Source organism: Rhodococcus parequi (assembly GCF_046042785.1).
Classification (GTDB): Bacteria; Actinomycetota; Actinomycetes; order Mycobacteriales; family Mycobacteriaceae; genus Prescottella; species Prescottella parequi.
The window spans coordinates 64,317-77,105 of record NZ_JBDLNV010000004.1; the positions used below are offsets into that span (position 1 = coordinate 64,317).

Genomic DNA, 12,789 nt, shown 5'->3' on the forward strand with positions numbered 1-12,789 from the left:
CGGGTCAGCCGTTGCCGTCGACCTTGACGATCGGCGGCATCTCGTAGCTGCCGTCGAACACAGCCTTGTCCGGAATGTACATGCGCAGCAACGGGCGGAACGGTCCGGCCGGCGTGGGCAGCCAGTTGGCGCGGGCAACCGGATCCGTCGGCTCGGTGGCACTCAAAGTCAATGTCAGCGAACCGTTGTCGCCGTAGACGAGACCCGGTGTGCGATCACCGATCGAGTACCGCTCGATCGGATTCGACACGAGGTAGAAGTGCGGCATGCTGTACATCGTGATCGACCAGAAAGCCTCCACCGGCGGCGGTGAGGCGAAGGTGATCGCGTAGGTGTGCTCACCGGTGAGTTGAGCGCCCGTCGCATCGGTGTAGATCTGGCTGTACGCGGCCTCGTAGCCGTGATTTCCCCACAACCCGCCCATCGCAGCGGCCGCACGGACACCGATTGCCTTGCTCCGGTCCTCGATTCGCCATTCCGGACTGTCGATGGTGCCGATCTCGAAGAAGTCGTCGTTGTAGTCGAAGATGTGGAACGCCTGATGCCAGCCGTTCACGGTCGCGTCCGCACCCGACTTCAGCGCCTGTTCCACGCGCGCTCGCCCCTGCGCGGCGCCCTCGACGAGGACCTTCGCCAGCGCCGGGTCGGGATCGACGTACGGCGACGATCCGGACTCGAGCAGCCCCAGAGGTGCGAACGCCTGTTGGAGGGCCACGTCCCGGGACGCCGGCGGAAACGCCTGCAGGTAGAGGCGCAGCTTCTCCCAGAAGACCAGTTCCTCGGGGACCGCCGGGTCCGGCGCCGGGAGGCCCTCCGGATCCTTCGTCGCGAGCGGTGTCAACGAAATCTGTTCCTGGAGGTCGCGGACCCGGCCGAGGTCGTCGGGCCCGTCGCACGCCCACCGTCCGACGATCGACACGATCCGCGTCGAGCAGTGCACCGCAGTGGCGTCCGAGGGTAGCTCGCCCGGCCAACCCGGCGGAACCAGAACGTAGCGACCGGCTTTCGTCCCGGTTGCCCGCTTTCCGATATAGGCGAAGTTGTTGGTCCACGCGTCCACGAACTGCAGCACGAAGTACGCGTCAGCGGTGTCCGGCACGTCCAGGATCAGGGGGCCGACGCTCAGATCCAACTGCGCCATCGAATAGATGGTGTCGTTGTTGATCGAGACGAACGTGTCGTCGGGTCCCGCAAGGTTGCCCGCGTGACTGAAAGAGTTGAACGGCGCCGCGGAATTCGAGCCCACTCCCGTGGTCACGAACCGCTCGACCTGAGACAGATTGAAGACCGGAGCGAATCCGTAAACGAACGCGCTCACTGCCGATTCGACGCTCACTGCCGAATCCGAACCGACTTCCGAATCTCCACTCGAGTGGGTCATGCGGCCATTTCACCATCACCGGCGGACCTACGCTCGCGATACGGCAACATTGGGTTCATCATGGTCTCGTGACCGATTTTCCCGAGTGGGCTTCGAGCCTCGATCTGGCGCCGCACCCCGAGGGTGGCTGGTACTCCGAGACCTGGCGAAGCGACATCGAGTTGCCCGGCGTGGCGCTGCCGAACATGTTCGGCGGGGCACGCTCGGCGGGTACCGCGATCCTGTTCCTCCTCGCGCCCGGAGAGCAGTCCGCGTGGCACACGGTGCGCGGCACCGAGATCTGGCTGTACCACCGCGGCAGCCCGATCCTGCTCGAGATCGGCGGCGACGGCAACTCCCCCGACGCCGTCACGACACATGTAGTAGGGCCGGACATTTCGGCCGGACAGCGGCCACAGGTGATCGTGCCACCCTGCGCGTGGCAGCGGGCGCGGCCGATCGGCGACGAGGCCGGCCTCGTCAGTTGCGTCGTGGTCCCCGGCTTCGACTTCGCAGACTTCCGCGTCGAGGGCCAGAAGTATCCGATGCCGTCACCCGCGCAATTCTGACGGGCCGGTCGGGGACGTTGTCGGCGATGACGACGCCGTCGACGCAATTCCAGTCGCGTGCCCGCGTGGACGGCTCGATGCACGTCTCCCGCCCGGCGCGCTCGGTCCTCCCGGGGCATTCGCCGGAAAAGGTTCCAGATGCCTCCAGGTTCGGCAGTGCCACACTGCCTTGCGTCGAGACCCGGGCGGTGACTGCAGTGCTGGTCGGAGTAGGTCGGTTGTGGTGTCGCGCGGTCGGCGCGCTTCGGTCGGATGGCTAGTATCGCCGGATGGCCGGATCATCACAGAAAGCCGCCGTACTGACCTCGCGGGACGAGGACTTCCCCCGCTGGTATCAGGACGTTCTGAACAAGGCGGAATTGGCCGACAACGGGCCAGTTCGCGGGACGATGGTGATCCGGCCGTACGCGTATGCGTTGTGGGAGCACATGCAGACGGCGGTGGACGCGAGGATCAAGGCAGCCGGTGCCGAGAATGTTTATCTCCCGTTGCTCATCCCGCAGTCGTACCTCGAGCGGGAAGCTGAACATGTCGATGGCTTCAGCCCCGAGTTGGCGGTAGTCACTCACGCCGGCGGGAAAGACCTCACCGAGCCCGCTGTCGTGCGGCCGACGAGCGAAACGGTGTTCGGTGAACTGATGGCCAAATGGATACAGTCACACCGCGATCTGCCGATGCGGCTGAATCAGTGGGCCAATGTGGTGCGGTGGGAGATGCGGCCTCGGATCTTTCTGCGCACGAGCGAGTTTCTGTGGCAGGAAGGCCACACAGCACATGCCACCAGGGACGAGGCCAGAACATTCGCCCGCCGGATTCATCTCGACGTCTATCGAGACTTCCTCCACAACATGCTCGCCATCCCCGTTCTCGTCGGAGTCAAGACCGAGCGGGAGAAGTTCGCCGGTGCAATGAGCACGATGACGTGTGAGGCAATGATGGGTGATGGCAAGGCGCTGCAGATGGCCACCAGTCACGAGCTGGGCCAGAATTTCGCCAAGGCATTCGACATCAGCTACACCGACTCGGCCGGCCAGTCACAAATATGCTGGACCACCTCGTGGGGCTCGAGCACGCGGATGATCGGTGGTCTGATCATGGCGCACGGCGACGATCACGGGCTTCGCCTCCCGCCGCGTGTCGCGCCGGTACAGGTCGTGGTGATCGCAGTCAAGAATGACGACCGAACCGTCACCGCGGCATCCGTTCTCACCGATTCCCTCGTCACCGCCGGCGTGCGAGCACGACTGGATGCTCGCACCGACCAGGGATTCGGGCGCCGCGCGACCGAATGGGAACTCAAGGGTGTGCCACTGCGCGTCGAGGTCGGTCCTCGCGATCTCGACCACGGTGAGTCCACCGTGGTCAGGCGGGATACGAGACAGAGGTTCACGGTCGGACGCGATTCCACGGTGACGGCAATTCACGAGCTGCTCGACGAAATTCACACCGCCATGTTCGCCGCCGCCGGCGATCGGCTCGGTCAGCGCACGATCGACGTCGACACCTTGGACGCGGCGGTCGACGCCAGTAGCACCGGGTTTGCCCGTATCCCGTGGAGGGTCCTCGGCGAACACGGGGAGCGGCAGCTCAACGCACACGCGGTCACCGTCCGGTGCCTGCAGACGGTTGACGGCGCCCTTCCGGATGGCGAGACACCGGAGGAACTCATGGCAATCGTCGGCCGCAGTTACTAGTTGCCGGGTACGCGCCGTGGGGCACCGCGTTGCCGGGTGCACAGCCTTGCCAAAACGCTCTGCGTGACCGGACAGTCCTCCAGTGACTGCATGCAAGCCATTGACTCGAACATCAGTTCGAACTAAACTAGCTTCATGAATCCGGGGGGACTCAACAATCCGAGCATCGCAGTAACCGCACCGCGGCCCGAGGACATAGGCGCGCTGCCCGAAATCACACTGCTGCAGACCGCGCTCGACATCTTCCACGCAATGGAACAACTCGACACCCTACGGGTGGTTGCCGTCGCTGAAATCGACGCGCGCGCTGTCTCGTTCGACACCCTCGGGTTCCGCAGCGTCAAGCAGTGGCTGGCTGCGAACACATTGTTGGAAGTGCCGGCCGCGGCACGGATCCTCGCGTTGGGCAAAATGCTGAGCCGGCAACCCGAAATTGCCGACGCCTTCAACGACGGCGCCGTCTCGGCCGAGCACGCCGCGTTGATCGGCAAATTCTGCGAAACCCCACCCCGCGGCATGCCTGTAGAAGCTTTGGATTCGTGCCGGAAAGTGTTGCTGGACGCCGCCACTGGCCCTGCCGCGACCACCATGACCGTGCGCACCTGCATCGCCAGGCTCGAGCGGATCTTCGAATCCGACGAACTCCCACCCAGCGAAGACACCGAACGCAACGAATTCCACGCCTCGAAAACCCTGAACGGACGCGTCGCCGTGAAAGGCGATCTCGATGCCGTGACCGGGGAAATGCTGTTGACGGCGCTTTCTGCATTGACCAAGCCGGGGAATCCGGCCGACGACCCCGCCGGCTCGCGCACCCCGGCGCAGAAGCGGGCCGACGCGTTCGCCGAGATCCTGCGCCGCTACCTCGACAGCGGCGACGCACCCATCGAAGGTGGAGAGAAGCCGCACCTCTCGCTGCACGTGAACGCCGCCGACCTTGCCCGCTCCGGGGCGGATCATGGCCAGTTCGATCAGAGTGACGACCAGGATTCCGGTCGGAAGACCAGTCCGGACATGTTCGGCGACAAGGATGTTGCACGCATGCCGCACTTGGGGCCACTCACCATCGCCACCGCCCGCCGACTCGCCTGCGACTGCCACCTCACCCCGATCGTGATGCAGGACGGGGTCCCCATCGACCTCGGCCGCACCAGCAGAACCGTCTCCAAGAAGCAACGCCGCGCACTGATCGCCCGCGACCACGGCTGCGCCTTCCCCGGCTGCGGAGCACCACCCGCCCACTGCGAAGGCCACCACATAAAACACTGGGCCGACGGCGGACCCACCGACCTCGACAACCTCGTCCTACTCTGCCGCTACCACCACAGGCTCCTCCACCACAGCCACTGGCAAGTGAAGATCGGCACCGACCGCCACCCGTGGTTCACACCACCATCGACCGTCGACCCCTACAAGAAACCGATGCCGGCCCACAATCGGGCGGGACCACAGGCCGCGTGACGCTGCAGCCGACACCTCGAGGCGAGGTGTCGGCCGCACCTCGCCCTTTCGTCACCGGTATACGCCGACCAACTCGCCACAGCCCGGTATCACGTGCCGCGTCGATGCTTTGGCGGTGCGAAGACCAGCGAGCGGACGAAGGAACCTTGCAACGGTGGCCAGTTCCAGGGTTCGTCACTGCTGCCACCGGACCCGGCTCCGACTATCCGGCCTCTATCCGTGAGCTCCTGGAGGAATACATGCCTGATGCCATCGCCGACGCAACACCTCCGAGCAGCGACGCATCGCCCGACACTGGTTCGAGTGAGTGGTGAAACGGGCTACGACAAATCGACGAGCGCGGCCAACCACAAGCGGACCGCCGACCGAAGCGGTTCGGCCTTCACCGACGAGCCGCTGTCTGTCATCGCTCGCGACCCGTACACCGCGTCGAACACCAACCCCTCCAGCAGGCTGATCAGATCGTGCGCCGCCACGCGCGGATCGCGCGCCCCGAGCGCCTCCGTCAGTCCGGTCGCCCTCTCCAACGAGAACAGACATCCCGCGAGTGCGGGCCGCAGCTCCTCGTCGGCGGAGGCATCCACAGCGAGCGCGTAACGAGCCAGTACGTCCCGGCGCCGATCGGTCAGCAGCAGAACGATCTGGCCGGCAATCACATCGGCAGCGTCGTCGATCGAGGGCGCCGAATCCTCGACGTGCGCTTCCAGGAACGCCGCACGGGACCGTTCGGTCAGGCGCCGCACCGCGGCCCCGACCAGGGCATCGCGTGTCCGGAAGTAGTACGACGTCGAACCCTTCGCGAGACCCAGGTGTCTGTCGATCGCCTGGTGCGTAACGGCATGGTTACCGCCCTCGGCAGCGAGGTCGAGGGCGGCCTCGCAGATGGCTTCACGACGCGACGGACGGTGACTCATGTCTCGATCCTGCCAGACTCTACGATGATAGAGTTCGGTCATGCGGTGGCGAAGGCGCGTGTCCAGCCCGGTTCTGTCGGTACCCGCCGGGGCATTCGACGACGCGGCGCGAGCGCAGGGGTACGCGATCGATGACGCTCAACGACAGGCGATCTCGCAACTCCGCAATGCCACCACACGGGGTGTCTACCTCTGGGGACCGGTGGGCCGCGGCAAGAGTTGGCTCATGTCGACGTATTTCACGGCTCTGCCCACTGAACACAAGCGACGCATGCACTTCCACGAGTTCTTCCGTGAACTGCACGCCGAGATTCGCCGGCACCGCAACGATCTGGATGCAGCACTCGATGCCATTGTCGGCGATATCCGCGTCCTGTGCTTCGACGAGTTCCACGTCCACGACATCGCGGACGCGAAGTTCGTCGAACGGCTCCTTCCGGCCCTGTTCGCCAGACATGTCACCCTCGTCGTCACGTCGAACTATCCCCCGAACCGGCTGCTGCCGAACCCGCTGTTCCACGACACCTTCCTGCCGACGATCGAGCTGATCGAACAGTCACTGGATGTCGTCGTGGTCGACGGCCCCCGGGACTACCGGGCCGTATCAGGCCACTCCTCGGGATTCGCGTCGGGCCGCTGGGTCGCCCCGGGTACGGCCGAAGAACTGTCCGCTCTCGGACTCGAACTCCCGGCACCGGACGAGCGGCGAATTCTCACGCCGTGCGGGCACCCGATCACCGCGTTGCGATCGGACGCGCGTCGGCTGTGGCTCGACTTCGCGCACGTCTGCGAGCACACGACGGCACCGTCCGACTACCTCACGCTGGCCGCACAGTTCGACCACTGGGTTCTGAGCGGGATTCCGGACCTCGGTATCGCGGGCCGCGAACCAGCACAACGTTTCGCCAACCTCGTCGACGTCCTGTACGACAGGGACGTTCCGACGGTGTTCGTGGCTGCGCGTCCACTGGAATCGCTCGCGGCCGCGGAACGTTTTCCCCTCGACATCGACCGGATACGAAGCCGGCTCGGCCAGCTACAGCCCGTACCCGCGGCCTGACCCGGAGGAACCTGACCCGGAGGAAACGGAGGAGGCGCAGCCGACCGGGGTCGGCTGCGCCTCCTCTCTACGTCGCTCGTCAGTGGGACGTGCGCACCGACTCACCGTCGGTGCCCGCGGGCACCTCCTGCTCCGTCGGGCCCTTGCGCGGATTGACGAAGAACATCACCGCGACGAATCCGATCAGCAGCGCGACGGCAGGCAGCATCGCCGACTGGGACATTGCGGTGGAGAACGGCTCGCGCACCATCTCCGGCAACTGACCCACGTGGGAGCCCTCCCCGACCTTCGCTCCCCCACCGGGTACACCGAGGGTCGACAGCTCGGCGGTGATGCGCGACGTCATCAGCGCACCCATCGCGGCACTACCGAGAACCGCACCCACCTGACGGGTGGTGTTGTAGACACCCGAACCGGCTCCGACGTGCGCGGGCGGTAGGTTGCGCGTCGCCGTGGCAGCGAGCGGCGCCCAGATGAACGCGTTCGAGGCGCCGATGATGGCCATCGGCAACAGAATCTGCCAGACCGGAGTGGTCGGGGTCAGCCGCGTGGCCAGCCACGCGGTCGCGAGCGCGAACACGAGGAAGCCGGGCCCGGCGATCATCCGCGGGTGCGCCTTGTCGACGAGGCGCCCCACGAACGGCGCGAGGATTCCGGTGACGATCGCCATCGGGGCCATCAACAGTGCGGACCGCGTCGGGGACAGCCCGGTCACGCTCTGCGCGTAGAACATGAACGGCAGCATGACGCCCGTGATGGAGAAGCCCATCGCGGCGATGCCGACGTTGGCCACCGAGAAGTTGCGGTCCTTGAACAGACCCAGCGGCACCAGCGGCTCGTTGCGGTTGACCTTCTGCCACCACACGAAGGCGACCATCACGACGAGGCCGCCGGCGATCAAGCCCCACGCACGGGCGTCCCAGTCGTACGAGTTGCCTTCCTGCAGGCCGAAGACGATGCAGAACAGGCCGATCGCGCTGAGCGCGACACCGATCATGTCGAACTTGTGGTTGTTCGTGGGCAACGACGGCACGAGGCGCCACGCGAGCACGAAGCCGACGACACCGACGGGCACGTTGACGAAGAAGATCCACTGCCAGCCGAGGTTGTCGAGGAGCACACCGCCGAGGATCGGCCCGACCAGCGTCGCGACGCCGGCCACCGAACCCCACAGGCCCATCGCGGTTCCGCGCTTGTCGGGCGGGAAGATCCGCGTGATGACCGCCATCGTCTGCGGTGTCATCATGGCCGCGCCGAGGCCCTGGAAGACGCGGGCGACGATGAGCATCTCGACGCCGCCGGACAGACCGCACCACAGCGACGCGAGCGTGAACACGACCAGGCCGATCAGGTACATGTTCTTGGGGCCGAACCGGTCGCCGAGGCGTCCGGTGACGAGCAGCGGCACCGCGTACGCGAGCAGGTAGGCGCTCGTGACCCAGATGACGGCGTTGACGTCCGCGTTCAGTTCCGCGGTGATGACCGGATTCGCGACAGCGACGATCGTGCTGTCGACGAGGATCATGAAGAAGCCCAGACAGAGGGCCCACAGGGCCGGCCAGGGCCTTACTTCGGTTTTCATGCGTTGCCCTTCTCATGTGCGAGCCGTGTGGATTCGAGGTGTTCTTCGGTGACCCAAGGGATCTCGCCACGGCGGACGCGATCGACGAAGGTGCGCAGCCAGTCGAGTTCGGCCTGCGCCATCGCCCGGGTGTATGAGAACGGGATGGTGAACAGTTCCGGCACCTCGCGGGCGAACTCCGCCAGGTCGTCGAGCGCGGCGAGTTCGGTGACGAGTGCCTCGCTCCGCCGCTCGAGCAGCGCGAGCGCGTCGGCGGATTCCAAATTGTGCAGTTCGGCGAGTCCGAGGGTGAACCGCGGATACTCGGGCGTCGGCGCGGCGACGGTGTCCGAGACCCACTGGCGCATCGCGGCGCGCCCCGCCGGCGTGATCTCGTACGTCGTCCGTTCGGGTCGGTTGCCCTGCCGGTCGGTGCCCGACGCGACCACCAGACCGTCACGGTCGAGGCGCTCGACCGTGTGGTAGAGCGACCCCGGCCGAACCTTGACGACCCGGTCCTTGCGCCGGGTGATCAGCACTTGGCACATCTCGTACGGGTGCATCGGCCGCTCGAACAGGAGCGCGAGCACCGAGACACCCAACGGTGTGACGGAACGCGGCAGCATTCCCCACCCCACTTCCACGCCGTATATTCCACGTGGAATATACGGCCGCGTCAACCGGGCGGGCAATGCTGTTCACCGCCCGTGACGAATGCCACCGGCACGCATCGGATCAGCCGAAGGTCGCCGGATCCGGTCCGAGACGCCCGTCCGGCGAGTCGAGGGACCCGATCGCGAACATGTCGTCGGCGGTCAGTTCGAAGTCGAAGACGTCGAAGTTGCTCGCGATCCGCTCGGGCGTCACCGACTTCGGGATCACGACATTGCCCAACTGGACGTGCCATCGCAGGATCACCTGCGCGGGTGTGCGTCCGTGTGCGTCGGCGATCGCGCGGATCGTCGGGTCCGCGATCGTCGTCCCCTGCCCCAGCGGGCTCCATGCCTCGGTGACGATGCCCATGTCGGCATGTACGGAGCGCAGGCGCGCCTGCCCGAAGCCTGGATGCAGCTCGATCTGGTTCAGCACCGGCGTCTCCCCGACCGCCTCGACGAGCCGTTCCAGATTCTCGGCGGTGAAGTTCGAGACGCCGATCGAACGGATCCGACCGTCCGCCTTCAGCTGCTGGAATGCCTTGAACGTGTCGATGTAGCGATCCTGCGCGGGCGCCGGCCAGTGGATCAGGTAGAGGTCGAGGTACTCGAGCCCCAAACGCGCGAGGCTGGCGTCGAACGCCCGCAGCGTCGAGTCGTACCCCTGGTCCTCGTTCCACAGCTTGGTGGTGACGAACAGCTCCTCGCGGGCCACACCCGAATCGGCGAGCGCGCGCCCCGTGCCCGCCTCGTTCTCGTAGATGCGTGCGGTGTCGATGCTGCGATAGCCGACACGCAGCGCCTCGGCGACCGCGTCGTACGCCTGGTCGTCCGGCACCTGGAACACCCCGAAGCCCAGTTGCGGAATCGTGTTGCCGTCGTTCAGTTCGACGGCCGGTACAGAACTGATGGAGGTCATCTACTGGGCAACAGCGCCGAGACGCCGACGTGTTCCCGGGTGTCTCGAGGAGTGGACCCGACGATGTCGTTGCGCGGTGTGCGGACGCGGGCCTAGGTTCGTTCCAGGTGGTCTGATCTCCCGGAAGGGGCGGGCAATGAACCTCGGGTACCGGTTGGCGTACCGGCTCGGCTTCACACCGTGGGAGAACGCCGGACGCTCCGTCTTCGCCGAGCAGCTGAGCCACCTGCTCGACGCCGGACCCTCTCCCGGTGTGGGCGCCACGGCTCTCGATCTCGGCTGCGGGACCGGTGAACACTCGATCGATCTGGCGCTCCGAGGCTGGTCCGTGACCGCCGTCGACTCCGTGCCGCTCGCGATCGAACGGGCCCGCGACAAGTTGCCCACGGCCGGGGCCGACGTGACGTTCGTGCTCGGTGACGTCACGCATCTGCCGGCGTACGTCGACGACGGCTACACCTTTGCGCTCGATGTGGGCTGTTTCCACGGCCTCACCGACGAGCAGCGCACCGCGTACGGCGACGGCCTGACGGCGGTGACTGCCGCGGGCGCCCAGCTACTGATGTTCGCGTTCTCTCCCGGCCGGCGCGGCCCGCTGCCGCGGGGAGCGGCGCGCGAGGACGTCGAGCGTGCGCTCAGCGGGTGGACGGTGGTCGCCGACGACGCCTTGGACACCAGCGGGGCCCCGGGCCTTCTCGCGAAGGCCGGGCCACGGTTCTTCCGCCTGGTCCGCAACTGACGGAGCGGCCCACCACATCGACGATGTGGTGGGCCGCTCCGAGTCGATCCGTCAGGCCTCGACGGTCCGTTTCGCAGCGTCGTGCGCCGCGATGTAACCGAACACCAGACCCTGGCCGATCGTCGCGCCGGCGCCCGGGTAGGTGTGTCCGAACGCGTTGGCCGCGGTGTTGCCGATCGCGTACAGGCCCTCGACCGGGCTGCCGTCCTCACGCACGACGCGCGCCCGCTCGTCGGCCTGGACACCGCCACAGGTGCCGAGGTCGCTGAGCGTCATCTTCACCGCGTACAGCGATCCTCCGGTCAGCGGCCGCAGGTTGGGATTCGGCTGCTGGGTGGGGTCGCCGTAGTAGCGGTCGTAGGCGCTCTGGCCGCGCTGGAACTCGCTGTCGGTTCCGGTGGCCGCGTCCTCGTTGAACTTGCGGAACGTCTCCGTGAACGCGTCCTCGGGCAGACCGGCCTTGCGGGCCAGCTCGGCCGGGGTCGACGCCTGGTGGGCGATACCCGCCTTGTACCAGGACTCCGGGAGCGGCTGACGCGGGAACAGCCCGGCCGCGAAGATGTAGCTGTTGCGGTACTTCTGGTCGAACACGATCCACTGCGACTCGATCGGGTCACCGGCGCGCTCACGCTCGAGGACCTTCTGTCCGTAGGACATGTAGTCGATCGACTCGTTGATGAACCGGCGACCGGTGTGGTCGACGATGAACGAGCCGGGCAGCGAACGCTCGGCGAGCATCACCGTCGGCGGACGACCCGGCAGCGCTGCCACGGCGGGGAACCACCACGACTGGTCCATCAGGTCGGTCGTCGCTCCGACCTCCTGAGCGATCCGGATCGCGTCGCCGGTGTTGCCCTCCGCACCGAGGCTCTCGTGGTCGCCGAGCTGCTCGGACTGGTACTTGTGCCGCATCGCCATGTCGTGGTCGAAACCGCCGGCGGCGAGCACGACACCGCGACGCGCGGTCACGGTGACCTCACGGTCGCCCTGCGTGACGACGGCGCCGGTGACGCGATCGCCCTCGGTCACCAGGCGCACCAGCGAGGTCTCGGTCCAGACCGGGATCCCGGCGCGGACCACACCGGCGAACAGACCGGCGGCGAGCGCCTGGCCACCGGCCATGTACTCGCGACGCAGCGCGAGGCCGCCGACGCCCTGGGCGAGACGCTTGACGACACGCGGGATGCCCTTCTGGGGCACGCGCGCCATGAGGTTCATCCACTTGTAGTCGGCGCCCGTGGTGGGCATCGGCATCGGGGCCTCCATCAGGCCCGGACGCAGCCGCGGACGCTCCGGTCCCAGGACCGAGGCGTCGAACGGACGGCATTCACAGGTGCGGCCGATCGCCGATCCGCCCGGCAGTTCGGGGTGGTAGTCCGAGTAGCCCTCGGCCCAGAAGAACTTCATCGGCGTCGTGCGCTGCAGCAGCTCGACCGTGGCGGCCGAGTTGTCCACGAACGCCTTGCCGCGTTCGGCGGGTGCGGTGCCACCGACGACGGCGCTGACGTAGGTCTGCGCCCGCTCGTGGGAGTCACCGGCGTTCGCCTCACGGAGAATCGGGTTGTCGGGCAGCCAGAAGGCGCCGCCCGAACGTGCCGTCGATCCGCCCACGTACTTCGTCTTCTCGACGATGAGGGTGGACAGTCCCAGCTCCTTCGCCGCAAGTGCTGCGGCCATTCCGGTGCCGGCGCCGACGACGAGCAGGTCGACGGTGATGTCGCGCGCGGTGGGGGTGACCGCTGCAGGACTGGTGGCCATGAAAACTCCTTCGCCTGGTTGTGGGAGCACGCTAGGGATGTCCGGCCGGGACAGAAAGCTGCAATCCCATTCGGTGGGAGCAGCGCAGGTGGACTCGCCCC

General features: G+C 66.7%; 11 protein-coding genes. 5 read left to right on the forward strand and 6 right to left on the reverse strand.

The window, feature by feature from the left end:
• Window positions 1-4: 4 nt before the first annotated feature.
• Complete coding sequence (locus ABEU20_RS11970; protein WP_420164645.1) at window positions 5-1,381, reverse strand: DUF1254 domain-containing protein; 1,377 nt, start codon at window positions 1,379-1,381, stop codon at window positions 5-7.
• A gap of 68 nt (window positions 1,382-1,449) precedes the next feature.
• Between ABEU20_RS11970 and ABEU20_RS11975 the strand changes: the two genes are divergently transcribed.
• From ABEU20_RS11975 to ABEU20_RS11985, 3 genes are all read left to right on the forward strand, one after another.
• The gene (locus ABEU20_RS11975; RefSeq protein WP_420164646.1) at window positions 1,450-1,929 is read left to right on the forward strand and encodes a cupin domain-containing protein; all 480 of its coding nucleotides are present in this window, start codon (window positions 1,450-1,452) and stop codon (window positions 1,927-1,929) included.
• Window positions 1,930-2,198: 269 nt separating this feature from the next.
• Entirely contained in the window at window positions 2,199-3,623 is a 1,425-nt protein-coding gene (proS, locus tag ABEU20_RS11980) for a proline--tRNA ligase (RefSeq protein WP_420164647.1), read from the forward strand.
• A gap of 135 nt (window positions 3,624-3,758) precedes the next feature.
• Window positions 3,759-5,084, forward strand: coding sequence for an HNH endonuclease signature motif containing protein (locus tag ABEU20_RS11985; RefSeq protein WP_420164648.1), 1,326 nt, complete (start codon window positions 3,759-3,761; stop codon window positions 5,082-5,084).
• Window positions 5,085-5,404: 320 nt separating this feature from the next.
• Here ABEU20_RS11985 and ABEU20_RS11990 read toward each other — a convergent pair whose 3' ends face one another.
• Window positions 5,405-5,998: a TetR/AcrR family transcriptional regulator gene (locus ABEU20_RS11990; RefSeq protein ID WP_420164649.1), complete on the reverse strand. Its 594-nt coding sequence runs from the start codon at window positions 5,996-5,998 to the stop codon at window positions 5,405-5,407.
• Between the two features lie 40 nt (window positions 5,999-6,038).
• Here ABEU20_RS11990 and zapE point away from each other — a divergent pair, with 40 nt between their 5' ends.
• Window positions 6,039-7,058: a cell division protein ZapE gene (gene zapE, locus ABEU20_RS11995; protein ID WP_420164650.1), complete on the forward strand. Its 1,020-nt coding sequence runs from the start codon at window positions 6,039-6,041 to the stop codon at window positions 7,056-7,058.
• Window positions 7,059-7,137: 79 nt separating this feature from the next.
• Here zapE and ABEU20_RS12000 read toward each other — a convergent pair whose 3' ends face one another.
• From ABEU20_RS12000 to ABEU20_RS12010, 3 genes are all read right to left on the reverse strand, one after another.
• On the reverse strand, window positions 7,138-8,640 hold the full coding sequence (locus ABEU20_RS12000; protein ID WP_420164651.1) for a DHA2 family efflux MFS transporter permease subunit: 1,503 nt from the start codon (window positions 8,638-8,640) through the stop codon (window positions 7,138-7,140).
• On the reverse strand, window positions 8,637-9,245 hold the full coding sequence (locus ABEU20_RS12005) for a PadR family transcriptional regulator (protein ID WP_420164652.1): 609 nt from the start codon (window positions 9,243-9,245) through the stop codon (window positions 8,637-8,639). Before ABEU20_RS12005 ends, ABEU20_RS12000 begins: the two co-directional genes overlap by 4 nt.
• Before the next feature lie 109 nt (window positions 9,246-9,354).
• Complete coding sequence (locus ABEU20_RS12010; RefSeq protein ID WP_420164653.1) at window positions 9,355-10,191, reverse strand: aldo/keto reductase; 837 nt, start codon at window positions 10,189-10,191, stop codon at window positions 9,355-9,357.
• 136 nt (window positions 10,192-10,327) lie between these two features.
• On the opposite strand from ABEU20_RS12010, the gene ABEU20_RS12015 reads away from it, so the two are divergent.
• Window positions 10,328-10,930 (forward strand): class I SAM-dependent methyltransferase, encoded by a 603-nt coding sequence (locus ABEU20_RS12015; RefSeq protein ID WP_420164654.1) that lies wholly within the window; start codon window positions 10,328-10,330, stop codon window positions 10,928-10,930.
• Between the two features lie 51 nt (window positions 10,931-10,981).
• Here the strand turns inward: ABEU20_RS12015 and ABEU20_RS12020 are convergent, their stop codons facing one another.
• The gene (locus ABEU20_RS12020) at window positions 10,982-12,688 is read right to left on the reverse strand and encodes a 3-ketosteroid-delta-1-dehydrogenase (protein WP_420164655.1); all 1,707 of its coding nucleotides are present in this window, start codon (window positions 12,686-12,688) and stop codon (window positions 10,982-10,984) included.
• Window positions 12,689-12,789 lie beyond the last annotated feature (101 nt).

Coding starts and splice junctions, on each gene's coding strand:
- ABEU20_RS11985 (WP_420164648.1), top strand. CDS start 3,759: ATGAATCCGGGGGGACTCAACAATCCGAGCATCGCAGTAACCGCACCG.
- ABEU20_RS12015 (WP_420164654.1), top strand. CDS start 10,328: ATGAACCTCGGGTACCGGTTGGCGTACCGGCTCGGCTTCACACCGTGG.
- ABEU20_RS11990 (WP_420164649.1), bottom strand. CDS start 5,998: ATGAGTCACCGTCCGTCGCGTCGTGAAGCCATCTGCGAGGCCGCCCTC.
- zapE (WP_420164650.1), top strand. CDS start 6,039: ATGCGGTGGCGAAGGCGCGTGTCCAGCCCGGTTCTGTCGGTACCCGCC.
- ABEU20_RS12000 (WP_420164651.1), bottom strand. CDS start 8,640: ATGAAAACCGAAGTAAGGCCCTGGCCGGCCCTGTGGGCCCTCTGTCTG.
- ABEU20_RS12010 (WP_420164653.1), bottom strand. CDS start 10,191: ATGACCTCCATCAGTTCTGTACCGGCCGTCGAACTGAACGACGGCAAC.
- ABEU20_RS11970 (WP_420164645.1), bottom strand. CDS start 1,381: ATGACCCACTCGAGTGGAGATTCGGAAGTCGGTTCGGATTCGGCAGTG.
- ABEU20_RS12005 (WP_420164652.1), bottom strand. CDS start 9,245: ATGCTGCCGCGTTCCGTCACACCGTTGGGTGTCTCGGTGCTCGCGCTC.
- proS (WP_420164647.1), top strand. CDS start 2,199: ATGGCCGGATCATCACAGAAAGCCGCCGTACTGACCTCGCGGGACGAG.
- ABEU20_RS12020 (WP_420164655.1), bottom strand. CDS start 12,688: ATGGCCACCAGTCCTGCAGCGGTCACCCCCACCGCGCGCGACATCACC.